Genomic DNA, 16,577 nt, shown 5'->3' on the forward strand with positions numbered 1-16,577 from the left:
CATATCTTTGCGCAAATTTTATTATTATGAATATTTTTCCTCGCTTTTTCTGTTTACTGTCAGTAATAACGGTACTTTTCTTGTCGTCATGTGCGCAAAAAAAAGACATTGTTTATTATCAGAATATTGACCAGTTCGCAACGGGAACAGCTTCTGCTTCTTTTGAGCCAAAATTGCAGCCTGATGATTTATTAATGATTGTTGTTTCCGCTGAAAACCCTGAAGCTGCAGCCCCATTTAATCTGTATGCGGTAACAGTACAGAGTAGTCTTGAAACAGCAGCAAGTCAGCCCCGTTTGCAAACATATTTAGTAGATTCTAAAGGAGAGATTTCTTTCCCGGTTATCGGTAATATAAAATTGGGTGGCTTGACAAGAAGTGAGGCGATGGCAAAATTAAAAGAACTATTGGAGGTATATATTAAAAATCCAACGGTTAATATGAGAATCCTGAATTATAAGATTACGATTCAGGGTGAAGTAACCAGACCGGGTACATATCCAATACAGTCGGAACGGATTACACTATTGGAAGCAGTTAGTATGGCCGGTGATTTAACAGTTTACGGAAAACGTAATAATATATTGGTGTTAAGAGAAATGGATGGAAAAGTGACTTCAACCAGAGTAGATTTAACGAATTCAAATTTTATAAACTCTCCGTTTTATTACCTGAAACAAAATGATGTAGTATATGTGGAGCCTAATAAAACAAAAGTCAACTCTTCTGTTATCGGACCAAATATTACGGTTGCGATTTCAGCAATCTCCCTATTAATAACGATAATTGCTTTAACCACAAGATAGATATAGATGAATCAGGAATTTAATAATTTTGAAGAGCAAAACGAAAATAACTTCTCTATTCGTGAACAGATTGATAAATACTTAATCCATTGGCGTTGGTTTGTACTGGGGGTAATTCTTTCATTAGTAGCAGCATTTCTGTATTTGCGTTATTACACATCGCCCAGTTATAAAGCTGTTTCAACTATACTTGTAAAAGATGATAAAAAAGGAGGTATTGCTTCTGAGCTGGCAGCGTTTTCAGATATTGGAATGCTAACTGGGGCAAAAAGCAGTGTCGATAATGAAGTGGAGATTTTAAAATCCAGAACATTAGTTGAAAACGTTATACAAAGATTAGATCTAAACGTATTCTATATCGCTGAAGGAAGAGTTAAGTCTTCTTTTTTATATAAAGAATCTCCAATTGAAATTGTGTTTACAAATAAAAGCAAAGATTTTTATTTGCGAAATTTTACTTATACAATAGAAAATAAAAGCAATAAACGTTTCTTTATCTACGATGACAAAGAAAATAAATTAGGCGAATATTCTTATGGTAGTGAAGTAAAAACCAAATTTGGAACTTTAATTGTTAATAAAAAATTAGAAAACCTGATAGATGCTGAAGGTAAAAGCAATAGTAATAATCCTTTCGTTGTTCATGTTAAAATAGTTTCCTTGTCGAAAGTTACTGAAAATTTTAAATCAAAATTGATAGTAAATCCGTTAAGCAAAAATACCAGTGTTATCGAATTATCGCTAACCGATCCTGTAAAAGAAAGAGCGGAGGATTTTTTAAATGCTTTAGTGAGAATATATAATGAAGATGCTATAGCAGACAAAAACTTTATCTCTGAAAATACATCCCGATTTATTTCACAGCGTTTAGAATTGATTACGGATGAGTTGGACGGTGTTGAAAAAAATGTGGAAGGTTATAAGAAGCAAAATAAAATTACGGATATTACTTCAGAAGCAGGATTGTTTTTGGAAAATGCCAGCCAATATGAAAAGAATGTTGTAGAAACGGAAACGCGGCTTAAGGTTGTGGCTTCTATGAAGGAATTCTTGAAAAACAGTAAAACGGGAGATCTGCTTCCGAATAATATAACCTCCGATGCAAATACTTCCACCTCTATTGATGAGTACAATAAATTGGTTTTGGAACGCAATCGTATTTTAAAGAGCTCTACGCCAAATAACCCGGTTGTGATTTCATTGGATGAAAAAATTGTTTCGCTGAAAGCTGGAGTTGATGAAAGTTTGTCAAGAATGCAATCGGCTCTGATGATCAAAAAAACAGATTTGGACAGACAGGAAGGTTTACTGGGTGGTCGTATTTCACAGATTCCGAGACAGGAAAGAGAATTCCGAATTTTACAACGCCAACAGCAAATCAAAGAGTCTCTTTATCTTTATTTATTGCAGAAAAGAGAAGAAACAGCTATTTCACTGGCTGTAACAGCACCCAATGCAAAAGTTGTTGATGCTGCAAATGCATCTGATATTCCTGTTTCTCCAAAGAAAAGTATTATTTATTTAGGGGCATTAATTATAGGATTATTACTGCCATTTGGAGTTATCTATTTTATTGATTTACTCGATACCAAAGTAAAAACGAGACAAGATATCGAGGAACGAATCAAAGCGCCGTTTTTGGGTGATATCCCGCAATCACTTTCTGCTAATGAGTTAATTAATGCCACCAGCAGAAGTGGTGCTGCAGAAGCCTTGCGAATCGCCAAAACAAACCTGGAGTTTATGTTGAATCATGTTCCGGACGGACAGGCCAAAACTATTTTTCTGACCTCTACTTTCCCGAAAGAAGGGAAAACATTTGTGACGGCTAATATGGCAGCTACAATTGCACTATCAGGAAAAAAAGTATTGTTAATCGGTATGGATATCCGTAATCCAAGATTGGATGATTATATTCCAATACCAGCAAAAGGACTAACAAATTACCTCTCCACAAAAGATGATTCTATCAAGAATTATATAATTAAGCATGAAGGGTTTGAAGAGTTCTATGTACTGCCTTCAGGAGTTATTCCTCCTAATCCTGCTGAGTTACTGATGAGTAAAAAAGTCAATTCTCTTTTTGAGGAACTTAAGAAAGAATACGATTATATTATTGTAGATACTGCTCCGGTTAGCTTAGTGACGGATACCATGTTGGTTGCTCATCTGGCAGATGTATTTATATATGTAGTGAGAGCAAATTATCTGGATAAACGTATGTTAGGTGTGCCGCAAATCATCTATAAAGAAAAGAAATTGCCAAACATGTGTATGTTGTTAAATGATACAGATACAACTAAAGGCTATGGTTATGGTTATGGCTATGGTGCAGATGTTGAAGACGATAGACCTTGGTGGAGAAAACTGTTAAGCAGATAGACCTGCTGAATTTTAATAAAAAAGCCCTTATTAATAAGGGCTTTTTTATTGGAAGTGTCCCGTCCTGAAATAAGTTGACACAAAATCGACTTATTATGAAAGACACAACAACAACGCGAGTTAAGCGTACTCAAAAGGATTATAATATGGCTTTTAAATTAGCTGTAGTTTCCCGAGTTGAACAAGGCGAAATGACCTATAAACAGGCTCAAACTGTTTACGGTATCCAAGGCAGAAGTACTGTTTTGGTTTGGCTGCGAAAATATGGTAACTTAGACTGGAGTAAACCAAATCTGTTATTTATGTCTAAATCTAAAGAAACCCCGGCTCAGATTATTAAACGATTAGAGAAAGAACTGGCAGGTGAGAAACTTCGAAATAAGATTCTCAATACGATGATCGACATTTCTGATAGTCAGTACGGAACCCAGATCCGAAAAAAGTTTTCTCCCAAACCATCTTCCGACTCCGGGAAGGAGCAGGAATAAGTTTGTCCAAAAGTTGCCGATTGTTTGGGATAAGTAGGCAAGCTATATATCAGGAACAAAAAAGAATCCTCGATCGGGAATCTGAGTTACTCAAAGTAAAGCATCTGGTTCTTTCTTTGCGATTGGAAATGCCACGTATAGGGACACGTAAACTATATTACCTACTTTCGAAGCAATTTGATCAACAGGGTGTAAAGATAGGTCGTGATGCCTTATTTGGTTATCTAAGAAGGGAGAAGTTACTTGTTAAACCAATGAAGAGTTACACTAAAACTACCTATTCTAAACATTGGCTACACAAGTACGAAAATCTTTTGAAAGAGTGTGAGATTAAACGTCCTGAACAGGTATATGTAAGCGACATCACTTATGTCAAATCATCCCGGAAAACCCATTATCTGTCTTTAGTTACTGATGCTTATAGCAGAAAAATAATGGGGTATAAGCTGAGTGATGATATGAGTTCTGAAAATGTGGTACAGGCATTAAAAATGGCTATACAGAATAGGAAATCAACATTACCCCTGATACATCACTCCGATAGAGGATTACAATATTGTTCTAAAATTTATCAGGAAGTATTAGCTAAAAACGGTATTACACCCTCTATGACTGACGGATATGATTGTTATCAAAATGCTTTAGCTGAAAGAATAAACGGAATTTTAAAAAACGAATTCTTGTTTTATAAATGCAAAGATGGTCAGACTTTAGGAAAGCTTATAAAAACAGCGATAGAAACGTATAATGCTAAAAGACCTCATTTGAGTTTAATGATGAAAACGCCTAATTTTATACATGAAAAAACCAGCCAGGTAAACCTGACTGGTTAATATATTTTTATTCTAAAATCTGTCAACCTATTTTAGGACGACTCAAAGAAAGAATTTCGTTTCATAGCGGCGATCAATGATTTCGCTTCGCTGATTTTTATTTTCCTTGAAAAGGAATCAATATGATTTTTATGGTGAATGTCAGAACCGGTAAAATCTATCATGTCATTTTTAAAAAGCTTGTCGACTGTTTTGGTAACGGGTTCTCCATAGTAACCTACAGTAGATAACAGGTTCGCCTGAAAATGACAACCGGCTTTTTTTAATTTTTTATAAGCATCAAAATTGTTGTGGTAAAAATTATAACGCTCCGGATGGGCTAAAACAGGTTTGTAACCCGCTACCTGCAATTCAAACAATATATCAAACAATTGAATTGGCGGATTGATATAGGACATTTCCACTAAAACATAATTGTCTTTTAAGGTTAGTAGCGGTTCTCTCCCGAATAATTTCAGAAATGTATCGTCTATCATGTATTCCGAGGCAGCCCGTAAATTTAGTTCACCGGTTAGATCCGGGAGCTGCGTTTTAACAGCTGCAAGCTTTTCGGTTATACCCTCTTTGGTATTATCCCATATACCGGAGCAGGTATGGGGAGTTGTAATCATGTTGCTAAATCCGAATTCTTTACAGGAATTTAATAAAAACAAAGTGTCATCTATTGTTTTTGCACCATCATCAATACCATAAAGGATGTGGGAATGAATGTCGGTATAGCCTTGAGGAATAAGCTCTTTTAAAAGCGGTTTTGATTTAAAAAATGATAACATGTGACAAAGATAATTAAAATTAAAAAGAAATTTATTAAGGTTAGAAAAACGAGATATCGAAACGGGAATAAGTAGCGTTAATTCTATGGTTACATCGTTTTCCGGTTCTTAATTTTACTATATTTGACAGCGTCTAAATTTATAGATAAGTTTGTAAGCAATTAACAGTATAATTAGCAATAATAATCTTTTGAAAGATATAATTCTAAAAGCCGAACATATCTCCAAACAATACCGGTTAGGAACGGTTGGCACAGGAACAATAAGCCATGATTTAAACAGATGGTGGCATAAAATGAGAGGGAAAGAGGATCCGTATCTTAAAGTTGGCGATATAAATGACAGGTCCAGTAAAGGCGATAGCGATTATGTCTGGGCATTGCACGACATTAGTTTCGAGGTAGAGCGGGGTGAAGTATTAGGGATTATTGGAAAGAATGGTGCCGGAAAGTCAACTTTACTAAAGATTTTATCCCGGGTAACTGCACCAACAACCGGAATTATTAAAACCAAAGGAAGAATTGCCTCCTTGCTGGAAGTAGGTACAGGTTTTCATCCTGAGATGACCGGTAGGGAAAATATTTATCTCAACGGTTCAATTTTGGGTATGACAAAAAAAGAGATCAACTCTAAAATTGATGAGATTATTGCTTTCAGTGGTTGTGAGCGTTATATCGATACACCGGTAAAACGTTACAGTAGCGGGATGACAGTGCGATTAGCGTTTGCCGTTGCAGCTCATTTAGAACCGGAAATCTTGGTCGTTGATGAAGTACTTGCTGTGGGTGATGCCGAATTTCAAAAAAAGGCAATTGGCAAGATGCAGGATATTTCCAAAGGAGAGGGAAGAACAGTACTGTTTGTGAGCCATAATATGGCGGCTGTAAAAAGTCTTTGTACCAAAGGAATCGTGATGGAACATGGAAGAGTAGTTTTTCAGGGTAATGTAGATGATTGTATTGATGAATATTTGAAAGAATCAAACAGTAGCGCAAGCAAGACATGGAATGAAGAACATCCGGGTTCTGATTTTATACGACTACACAAAGCAGAAGTGCTTAATTCAAATGAAGAGGTTTCCTTAAATCATATAATTTCAAATCCGGTAATGATCCGGTTTACCTATGAAATTTTAGCCGAAAACCAACTTTTCACGCATGGCTTTAACCTGTTTAATAATCAAAATACACATATTTTAAGTTCACACGATAAAGATTCGGATACCCTGTCAAAACCGTTATCAAAAGGAATATATACAAAAACAATAATCATACCCGGTAACTTTTTGGCAGAAGGAGGGTATTCCTGCAGTTTTGCAATCATGCGATACAGTCCGTTTCACGTTGAATTTCACGAAATGGATGTTGTTGGATTTAATATAATTGATGAAATGGGAGAAAATACAGCCAGAGGAAATTATTCTGGAAGATTCCCTGGAATTGTAAGGCCGTTATTAAAATGGGAATAAAAAAAATGAAAAAAAAATGGTCCGGTGAACGCCTGGAAACATTCATATACGGTAGAGATGCTGTCGATCATTTACACCGATATGGCATTGCGTTATCGTTTATAAAAGATAAAACGGTATTGGATATTGCATGCGGTGAAGGTTACGGGACGAATTTAATGGGAAATAGCGCATCGTTTGTTTATGGTGTAGACATTGACCCGGATACTATTGAAGCAGCTAAACGAAAGTATAAAAAAGAAAATATTCAATACGCAACAGGAAGTACAAGTGCAATTCCGCTTGAAGACAATAGTGTCGACGTTGTCATCAGTTTTGAAACAATAGAACATCATGACCAGCATGATGAAATGCTTAAAGAGATCAAACGTGTTTTAAAACCGGGAGGAATCGTCATGATCTCCACTCCGGATAAACTGTATTATACCGACCAAAGAAATTTTAAAAATCAGTTTCATATAAAAGAACTGTATAAAAAAGAATTTAGTGATTTAGTCTCAGGATATTTTAATAACCAGCAGCTTCTCACTCAGCGTTATGTAAATGGAAACTCATTAATTACGGATGATAATGAACAGGACAATGTTTCCTTTATTACAGGCAATTATCTCGATATAACCAAAACGGTAATCACACCATTATATTTAATCGTAATAGCCTCTGATTCGGCTTTTGAAAAACAAGGATTATCGGTTTTTGAAGGAACGGAAATAATAGAAAAAGAGATAGATAATCAACTTCAAAAAGTTTATAATTCCAACTCTTATAAAGTTGGACATCGTATATTATTGCCCATCAAGCTCTTAAAAAAGATATATAGAAAATGCTTGCAATCGTAATTCCATATTACAAACTTGTTTTTTTTAGAGAGACGTTAGAATCTTTAGCGAACCAGACAGATAAGCGATTCAACGTATATATTGGAGATGATGCCAGTCCTGAGAACCCTCAGGAATTGTTAGAAGCATACCGGGATAAAATAACATTTACCTATACTCATTTCAATGAAAACTTAGGGAGTATTTCGTTAGTGAAACAGTGGCAACGCTGTATTGATCTGATTCAGGATGAAAAATGGATCATGATTCTTGGGGATGATGATGTATTGACAGATAACACGGTAGCATCCTGGTATCGCAATTACGAACAATTTAAGGATAAGGCAAATGTTGTGAAGTTCGCAACAAAACTAATTTTTCAGGAAAACGCTACAACTTCCGAACCCTATTTACATCCTGTTTGGGAAAAAGCAACGGATTCCTATTTTAGAAAATTTAAAGCACTTACAAGAAGCTCTTTGTCGGAGTATATTTTTGCAAAAAAGGCATATGATGAACATGGTTTCTATGATTATCCGTTAGCATGGTATAGCGATGACAGTGCCTGGATAGCTTTCTCAGAACAAAAAGAAATTTATTGTATTAATGAAAGCCTTATTATGATCAGACTTTCAGAAATAAATATTTCAGGAAAGAAAGATAATATTGCCTTAAAAATGAAGGCGAAAGAACAATTTTTTAAAGATTTTATTCTGGAAAGATTAAGTGATTTTAATAAGAAACAGCGATTAGAACTGTTGCTGGCTTATGAAGTGGCCATAAAAGACCAAAGAAACCCGATAGGGAAAGAATGGCTGACTTTAGGATATTATTATCTGATTAACTTTAACGGGTTAGCATTATTAAAATTTATAAGACGTTTTTTTATCAGTACTTTTAAAAAATGAAAGCTTTAGTATCCGTAATTGTTCCTACATATAACAGAGCAAATCTAATTGGACAGACCTTAGACAGTATTATTTCTCAAACCTATAGCCATTGGGAATGTATTATAGTTGATGATGGCTCAACGGATAACACAGAAGAAATCATATCCCGATACCTGGATAATGATAACCGGTTCCGATTTTACAGAAGACCAGATGATAGAATTAAAGGAGCCAATGCCTGCAGGAATTATGGCTTTGAAAATAGTCGGGGAGAATATATCAAGTGGTTTGATAGTGATGACCTGATGCATGCCGATTTTCTGGAAAAACAGGTTCAGCTGCTGGAAACAGAAAAAGAACTGGATTTTTGTGTTTGCCTGGCACAAGGCTTTACTGAAGGGACAAATGATAAAACTGTTTTTAGAGCAAACAGGACTCCTGAAGAGGATGTATTAACGGCGTATCTTACCAAAAATCATTATTTTTTTACAGCATGTCCATTGTGGAGACGTTCGGTTTTACTCAACAAAGCATTATTTGATGAAGAATTATCGAATAGTCATGAAACGGACTTTCATTTCAGGATGCTGTCAAATAACTTAAAGTATGTTTATAAAGAGGATGTACTGTTTTCTATTAGAAGAGGACATCAGAGTATCACACAGGATAAATCGAATGAATTTACCTCTCATGTTTCCCGTTTTAAATTTTTCCTGAAAGCATTTAAAGTAGTAGAAGAATCGGATATTCAGAATAAAAATCCACTCAAACAATATATACTGTACAGACAACTCGGCTTGTTTCATCTGATAAAAAACAATTCGGGTAAAACAATTCAGGGGAGTGGTTTCAAAGTCTTAAAAAATATTTACCATACAAAATATCCGTTAAAAAGTAAGATTAGAATTTATATCGGGTATATCCTGGTTGCGATTTCCGGCAAAGGATATAATTTTTTAAAAAGCGCAAAAATCGATATGATTGAAGCTATTGAAAATTAAACAATCTGTTGTAACAATAAAGAGATACGGTTAGCAATTATATAATTTACAAAATGAAAATACTTTTTATAGCGATGCCTTCGATCCACTTTATAAGATGGGTAGAAAATTTAAAAAACACTGATTTTGAATTATATTGGTTCGATGTTTTAGATCGTGGAGCACTAAAAGGTATTGGAAATATCAAACAGTTTTATGATTGGAAGCATAGAAAACTTCCCTATATAAAAGGAGAGTATTACATCTCAAAAAAAATACCTGCAGTTTATGAATGGCTGTCACCTTTTCTAATGACAACGGTTAATGAGCAGTTGGAAAAGATCATTAAAGAGATTAACCCGGATGTTGTACACAGTTTTGAAATGCAGGGATGTAGCTATCCGATACTTCAGACAATGAATAAATATGCCCGGATAAAATGGATATATTCGTGTTGGGGAAATGATATTTACTACTATCGTAATTTTAAAGAGCACAATAAAAAAATCCGGGCAGTGCTAAACAGAGTAAACTTTATGCATGCCGATTGTGGAAGAGACGCTGTCTTAGCAGCACAAATGGGATTTGCAGGAAAAGATTTAGGGGTTATTCCCACCGGAGGCGGATTCCATCTTGCAGCATTGGAAAAATATAAACAACCGGTTACACAAAGAAAAATAATCCTTGTAAAAGGCTATCAGCATATTTTTGGCAGAGCTTTGAATGTTGTAAAAGCATTGGAGGGAATGCCAAAGGAAACAGAAGGTTTTGAAATTGTTGTTTTTGGAGCGCATCCTGTTGTTGCAGACTATATAACACAACAAAAATTGCCATTTTCGGTATATGGACGCCATGATTTAGAACACCAGCAAACGTTGGAACTAATGGGGAAATCATTGATTTATATCGGTAACAATATTTCAGATGGGATGCCAAACACCTTGTTAGAAGCGATAATTATGGGAGCCTATCCCATTCAGTCAAATCCCGGCGGCGCTTCCGCAGAAATAATAAACAATGGTGTAAACGGATTACTGATTGAAAACCCGGAAGATATTGAAAATATCAGGGAATTAATAATAGTAGCGTTGAAAGAAAAGGAGATGATGGAAGAAGTATATGAAATCAATAAAGAAATTGCTAAGCAGCAACTGGATTATGAAAGCAACAGAATAAAGATAATGGAAGCATATAAAAGAGTTCAGGCTTCTTAATTGTAACAGCTTTTATACGGTTAGAGACTTTTAAAAAAGAAAATTATGCGGGTAGGATTTAATCCACACAAAGACAAAATACAAGAAACCGGTGATTACTTTCATCAGGTAATACTGCCTGTTTATATACCATCTTTTGAAGGTTATTTTAAAGATAGTTTTGAAATTTTAAAGCTTTGCCTGGAATCGCTGTTCCAATCATCCCATAAAAAAACATACATCACCATCGTAAATAATGGAAGCTGTAAAGAAGTTACCGTTTATCTGGAAAGGTTATTATCCGAAAATAAAATTCAGGAACTGATTAATACAACTAATATTGGGAAGATTAATGCCGTTTTAAAAGGCTTGGCAGGAGTCAGGGTTCCTTTAATTACCATTTCTGATGCCGATGTGATGTTTCTAACCGGTTGGCAGGAAGCCACCTACAATGTTTTTCGTTCTTTTCCAAAAGCAGGGGTGGTTTGTCCGACGCCTTCTTCAAAATCGTATAAGACCTTTACATCTAATATTTATTGGGATTTATTTTGGTCAAAAAAACTACGGTTTACTCCTGTCAAAAACAGAGCAGCATTGGAAGCATTTGCCCATAGTATAGGAAATGAAGAATTTTATAAAGAGTATCATCTGAAACAATTTTTAACGGTATCTTCTAACGAGGGAACTAAAGCTGTTGTCGGAGCCGGACATTTCATAGCAACGTATCGGGAAGAAGTCTTTGCCGGTAAATTACCCAAATTCACACGATATCGTTTGGGAGGAACCAGTGAGCAGGAAGTTTTAGATTTGCCATCAGTCAAAAGAGGATTTTGGAGATTGTCAACAGAAGATAATTATGCCTGTCATTTGGGAAATGTAGTTGAGCCCTGGATGAAAGAAAAATTATTAAGCGTTAAAAAGAATGCTACTCCATCTGAAGCACCGGCACTCCTTGAACGGAAAGCATCACGTCTGGAATATTATTTGAAAATTAAACTTTTCGCTAAAATTATTTTTGCTAAAAAGATTCTGAGTAAGATTTTATGGATGAAAGGACTGCCTAAAGATGTTTCAGGGAAATATTGATGATTTATAATAAATAAAACTGTAAAATCCCGGTTGTAAATATTCTGAAGCGACATAATGTTAAGGAAATACAGGGCAAGAGCAGTGTAGATTAAAACTTAGTAGCGTTATTAAGTTTTATATCTTTGGTAAGAGAATGTAACACAACCAATAACATTGAGAAAGATGCTGATAACAAAGTTGCTTAAACTTGAGAAACAAATGATTAATTTTATCAGTACTCAAGAAAATAAAACAAAAAATAAATTAAAAGATAAACTGGTTAAAAAAGGAATAATCAGAGCGATCACAATTGTGGATTCCGACTCTTTTTTAATTGAACTCAAGAATAATTTAAAAATATACTGCCGATCACTGGAACATAGTGACTATCTGGTGTTCAATCAGATATTTGGAGACGGGGAATATGAGATTATCAGGGATATATTGAAATTCAATAAGGAAGAACAGCCGGTTATCATTGATGCCGGTGCGAATGTAGGTTATACGTCTGTATTCTTTTTATCAGAATTTAAAAAGGCAAAACTTTATGCAGTTGAACCTTCGCTTACGAATTATCAAACTATAGAAAAGAATATTTTTCATAATGGATTTGATGGAAGCCGTATAAAATTGTATAATAAAGCATTACACAATCAGGATGGATTGAATGTTGTGATTGAAAATGAATTCAGAGATAAAAAAGACTGGGCTTTTACAACAAAAATAACAACAGAAGAAAGTGCCGTGAAATCAATAACCGTTCAGCATATTATGAAAGAGAATATGTTGGATATCGTGGACTTTTTAAAAATTGATATTGAAGGCGCTGAACGATTTATTTTTGAATCTCAGGATAGTTGTGCGTTTTTAGAAAAAGTGAAAATAATAGCAATAGAAATTCATGATGAGTTCAATGTAAGAACAACAATTGAAACAATTTTGAAAAGTTATGGGTTTATATTATTTCCATCCGGAGAACTAACAATAGGTATGAACAGAAACTATTTTTAAAATGGAATCCCCTTTAATAACAGTTATTGTACCCGTCTATAATGTAGCAGGCTATATTAGAGAAGCAATAGACAGTATACTCCATCAGACATATTCCAATTTTGAATGCCTTATCATTGATGATAACTCTACGGATGATACCTGTTCCATTATCGAAAAATATCAGGATTCACGATTACAAATAATAAAAAAAGACACTAATTCCGGATTGGCCAATAGTTTGAATATCGGACTTAAATTGGCGAAAGGCAAATATATTGCCAGAATGGACGGCGATGATGTTCTGGTAGAAACAAGATTTGAAAAGCAGGTACAATTGCTTGAAGCAAATCCGGGAATAGGAGTTTGCGGAACGGCCTACGAAACATTCCCTCAAAAAAACAGTATTGAACTGCCGGAAGAGCATAGCGATATTCTAACCTGTATGCTGTTTAGATGTGTGGTAGCGCATCCGTCGGTAATGATGCGAAAAGAGCTTTTCAATCAGGAAATGGAATATGATGAAACAAAAGAACCGGCTGAAGATTATGAGCTTTGGAGTCGTTTGCTTTCAAGAACCAGGTTTTTTAATATTCAGGAAATATTGCTTAAATACAGAGTACATTCAGGGCAGATTTCCAAAATAAAAGCCCAAAAACAAAAAGAAATATCTTATGAGGTAAGATATGATTTGTTTAAAAAATACATTCCGGATTTTAAGTTGCCTTATGAAGTATTCAAAAAATGCTTTGAATTTAATTATGAAGGAACTTTGAAAGACCTGGAATCACAGCTTAATAACCTTGATTTGATTAGGACAGCAATAACGAAAAATGAATCATTGAATGTTCCTTTATTCAGAACGCTCCTTGATGATATTAGAATAAAAAAAATAAGAAGCTATTTCCTGAGAAATAAATCATTTTGTGTCTCAGAAAGCTTTATATTCATCAGGAAGTATACCGCTTTTTTTAGTAAAAAAGAACAGGTAAAAGTTTTGATAAAATCAATGATATAGTTTATGAAATTAGAAGCGCCCATCGTATTAATTTACGCTTTTAAAAATAGAGATCTAACAAGAGTAAAGAGAACATTAGACTCATTGGTGTTGCAGTCCAATCAGAATTTTAGAGTAGAATTTGTGAATTATGGATCTTCAACGGAACTTACAAAAGAATTGGAACTATTGATTGGTGACTATTCATTTGTAAAATATAATTATCTGGCATACCAGAATCAGCCATGGAATAAATCCAGAGCCCTTAACTATATCATTAAAAAAATAGAAGAACCCTTTTTTTTCATCTCAGACATAGATATTATTTTTCATCCGAAATTTATAAACCTGCTTCATGATATGAAAGATAAGGATAAAATGCATTTTTATAAAGTAGGTTATCTGTCCGAAAAAGAAACCCTGTTGCAAAAATCATTTGAAGATTATCAGGTAGAGTTTTATTCTAAGGTTGATGCAAAAGGGATGACATTATTCCCTACGGAAACAGTGCGCAAAAATAGAGGATTTGACGAGTTTTATCATTTTTGGGGTGCTGAAGATGCCGATATTCATTTCAGACTCTCCGGAAAAGGCTGCGAATCTGTTTTTTATGAAGAAGAAACCTTGTTACTGCACCAATGGCATACGTCATATAGAAAAACAGAAAGCAAGGAACTGACGAAGAATTTACAGATAAAAGGAATAGTACAGATTAATCACCAACACTTGTTTTTCAATCAACAGGATGGTGTAACTATTAATTATAAACAATGGGGAGAAGTATCGGCAAATGCGGTACTTGAAGAATTGGATAACGTAACGGTTAATCAGGTAATACTGAACAGGAAAGTTAATATTGACCATTTCATCTATGGAATTTTACCTAATGTAACCAATACAGTAATTACGGTAAAGTTTACCAGAGATAGCTATGAAAAATCCCTGAAATATAAAGTGAAAAAGATTTTAGGTAAAAAAGTACCGGAATATTATACTTTAAAAGAAGTAAATGATTTGGTATTGTTACATCTGATCTCATTTTATAGAGATTGCCCATACAGCTATAAAATAACAGCTGATTTGGAAGCCATAGAACTAAGGTTAAAGTTATAAATATATTTTGAAGTTATGCCCAAAGTAATTCTTATTTCACAATTGCCATTGCCATATTCGGGTATAGGAAGCTGGACAACACTCTATCGGAATTATTTAGAGAGTCATCATCAGATTGATTATATCGTATGCGAAAATCCGGAAGGTAAATTTAAAGATATTCAATACAGCTTGGTGTCCAATGACTTGATAACCAAGATTGTTAAAAGAGGAAAGAAAAATCCGTATGTGGGTTATCTCAATGCCTTGCAAAATATTCTGAAAAATGATGAAAAATATATTCTGCAGGTTGTCGATAATTTTGGAATAATCAAACCATTAATAGCCCTGTTGCAGGAATTAGGTATTCGGAAGAATTGCTATATTCAATTTTGCTATCACGGTTTTCCGCCTTTTTATGAAAACTTTTCCGGACGCTGGTTTTTTGAAGCAATAGATGAAATGGTACTGCTAACGGAAGACTCCTATAAAGCCCATAAAGAATATTACACCATTTTGCCAACCCGTTTTTCGGTACTTCATAATGGTGTCGATACAAGAAAATTTCACACACTTTCAAAGGAAGAAAAACAACTTGGGAAAGAACAATTTGGAGTAGCCGGTAAAAAAGTATTTGTCTGGTGCTCCCAGGACCGTCCTAAAAAAGGACTGCATATTGTACTGGATGCCTGGAAAAGAGTAATCGAAAAAAGAAAAGATATCGCGTTGTGGGTTATTGGAACCGAACCGAAAGAAGCCATGGAAGGCGTTCGTTATTTTGGGAGAATACCCAATGACGAATTGGCAAAATACCTGCAGCTGTCGGATTGTTATTTATTCCCGACATTATGGCACGAAGGTTTTGGACTGAGTCTTATAGAAGCCCTGCATTGCGGGAATTACTGTATTGCTTCGGCAAATGGAGGAGTTCCGGAAGTATTGCAATACGGTAAATTCGGAAAGCTGATTGCGAAACCAAATTTTGTTTCGGAATGGGAAAATGCGATTTTAGAATATACGGACGATTCTCAAAAGAACAATTTGTTTGATCCGGAATTATATACGACAAAAAGCTGGAATGCCGGAATGAACTCAATAATTGCATCCGCTAAAAAAAGCATATCCTAATGAAGACAATTGTGATAATTCCAGCCAGGGGAGGTTCAAAAAGATTACCGGAAAAGAATATAAAACTTCTTGATGGCAAACCGCTGATTGTACACTCAATTGCGTATGCAAAAGCGCATAACAATAGCATTGACGGCATTTTTGTCTCCACCGATGATGAAAAAATAAAACAGGTAGCTTTAGCTAATAATGCAATTGTAATTAACAGACCGGAATCGCTGTCCGGAGATTTTGAACCCACAGTATCCGCTTTAAAACATGTGCTGGAAAGTATTGAAGAAAAACCGGAGATTGTAATTCTTTTACAACCTACAAATCCATTACGGCCGAAAGAACTGCTGGATAAAGCATTGGATATTTTTATCAAAAATAACTGCGATAGCCTGTTTACAGTTACCCGTAACGAACAGAAACTGGGAAAGATCAATGCACATAGATTTGTACCGTTCAATTATGAGATAGGGCAAAGAAGCCAGGATCTGGAACCGCTGTATTTTGAAAACGGATTGCTGTATATAACCAGGGCACAACTGATTTTAGAAGAAAACAGGATTATTAGTGAAAAGGCATATCCGATGATAGTGGAGCATCCTTTTGCGGCTATCGATATCGATACCCAGGATGATTTTGAATATGCATCATATTTACAACAAAAATACAAAGAACAATAG

15 protein-coding genes are annotated in these 16,577 nt (G+C 34.9%); 14 read left to right on the forward strand and 1 reads right to left on the reverse strand.

Annotation, left to right across the window (positions count from 1 at the left end; genetic code table 11):
• The first annotated feature begins 26 nt into the window (after window positions 1-26).
• The 3 genes from HW120_RS07135 to HW120_RS07145 all read left to right on the forward strand — a co-directional run bounded on the left by HW120_RS07135 (window position 27) and on the right by HW120_RS07145 (window position 4,509).
• Window positions 27-806 carry a polysaccharide biosynthesis/export family protein gene (locus tag HW120_RS07135; RefSeq protein ID WP_177732606.1) on the forward strand — a complete coding sequence of 260 codons (780 nt, stop codon included), beginning with the start codon at window positions 27-29 and terminating at the stop codon, window positions 804-806.
• A 6-nt stretch (window positions 807-812) separates the two neighbouring features.
• Window positions 813-3,188 (forward strand): GumC family protein, encoded by a 2,376-nt coding sequence (locus tag HW120_RS07140; RefSeq protein WP_177732609.1) that lies wholly within the window; start codon window positions 813-815, stop codon window positions 3,186-3,188.
• A gap of 95 nt (window positions 3,189-3,283) precedes the next feature.
• A protein-coding gene (locus tag HW120_RS07145) for an IS3 family transposase (RefSeq protein WP_394353016.1) occupies window positions 3,284-4,509 on the forward strand; the annotation gives its coding sequence in 2 pieces (ribosomal slippage) (window positions 3,284-3,632 and window positions 3,632-4,509; 1,227 coding nt in all).
• Between the two features lie 32 nt (window positions 4,510-4,541).
• On the opposite strand, the gene HW120_RS07150 is transcribed toward HW120_RS07145, so the two are convergent.
• On the reverse strand, window positions 4,542-5,282 hold the full coding sequence (locus HW120_RS07150) for a tyrosine-protein phosphatase (RefSeq protein ID WP_177732612.1): 741 nt from the start codon (window positions 5,280-5,282) through the stop codon (window positions 4,542-4,544).
• 190 nt (window positions 5,283-5,472) lie between these two features.
• Between HW120_RS07150 and HW120_RS07155 the strand changes: the two genes are divergently transcribed.
• From HW120_RS07155 to HW120_RS07205, 11 genes are all read left to right on the forward strand, one after another.
• Window positions 5,473-6,750: an ABC transporter ATP-binding protein gene (locus HW120_RS07155; RefSeq protein ID WP_177732615.1), complete on the forward strand. Its 1,278-nt coding sequence runs from the start codon at window positions 5,473-5,475 to the stop codon at window positions 6,748-6,750.
• A gap of 5 nt (window positions 6,751-6,755) precedes the next feature.
• Complete coding sequence (locus HW120_RS07160) at window positions 6,756-7,589, forward strand: class I SAM-dependent methyltransferase (RefSeq protein WP_177732617.1); 834 nt, start codon at window positions 6,756-6,758, stop codon at window positions 7,587-7,589.
• The gene (locus tag HW120_RS07165; RefSeq protein ID WP_177732620.1) at window positions 7,574-8,476 is read left to right on the forward strand and encodes a glycosyltransferase family 2 protein; all 903 of its coding nucleotides are present in this window, start codon (window positions 7,574-7,576) and stop codon (window positions 8,474-8,476) included. Before HW120_RS07160 ends, HW120_RS07165 begins: the two co-directional genes overlap by 16 nt.
• On the forward strand, window positions 8,473-9,459 hold the full coding sequence (locus HW120_RS07170; RefSeq protein ID WP_177732623.1) for a glycosyltransferase family 2 protein: 987 nt from the start codon (window positions 8,473-8,475) through the stop codon (window positions 9,457-9,459). The genes HW120_RS07165 and HW120_RS07170 overlap by 4 nt, the downstream gene beginning before the upstream one ends.
• A gap of 53 nt (window positions 9,460-9,512) precedes the next feature.
• Entirely contained in the window at window positions 9,513-10,652 is a 1,140-nt protein-coding gene (locus tag HW120_RS07175) for a glycosyltransferase (protein WP_177732626.1), read from the forward strand.
• A gap of 45 nt (window positions 10,653-10,697) precedes the next feature.
• On the forward strand, window positions 10,698-11,717 hold the full coding sequence (locus HW120_RS07180; RefSeq protein WP_177732629.1) for a glycosyltransferase family A protein: 1,020 nt from the start codon (window positions 10,698-10,700) through the stop codon (window positions 11,715-11,717).
• A 201-nt stretch (window positions 11,718-11,918) separates the two neighbouring features.
• Complete coding sequence (locus tag HW120_RS07185; protein ID WP_177732632.1) at window positions 11,919-12,710, forward strand: FkbM family methyltransferase; 792 nt, start codon at window positions 11,919-11,921, stop codon at window positions 12,708-12,710.
• Window position 12,711: 1 nt separating this feature from the next.
• Entirely contained in the window at window positions 12,712-13,707 is a 996-nt protein-coding gene (locus tag HW120_RS07190; RefSeq protein WP_177732634.1) for a glycosyltransferase family 2 protein, read from the forward strand.
• A 3-nt stretch (window positions 13,708-13,710) separates the two neighbouring features.
• Entirely contained in the window at window positions 13,711-14,799 is a 1,089-nt protein-coding gene (locus HW120_RS07195) for a glycosyltransferase family 2 protein (protein ID WP_177732637.1), read from the forward strand.
• 15 nt (window positions 14,800-14,814) lie between these two features.
• Window positions 14,815-15,906: a glycosyltransferase family 4 protein gene (locus tag HW120_RS07200; RefSeq protein WP_177732639.1), complete on the forward strand. Its 1,092-nt coding sequence runs from the start codon at window positions 14,815-14,817 to the stop codon at window positions 15,904-15,906.
• Window positions 15,906-16,577: an acylneuraminate cytidylyltransferase family protein gene (locus HW120_RS07205; RefSeq protein WP_177732642.1), complete on the forward strand. Its 672-nt coding sequence runs from the start codon at window positions 15,906-15,908 to the stop codon at window positions 16,575-16,577. The genes HW120_RS07200 and HW120_RS07205 overlap by 1 nt, the downstream gene beginning before the upstream one ends.

The sequence above is a fragment of the Flavobacterium inviolabile genome (genome assembly GCF_013389455.1).
Classification (GTDB): Bacteria; Bacteroidota; Bacteroidia; order Flavobacteriales; family Flavobacteriaceae; genus Flavobacterium; species Flavobacterium inviolabile.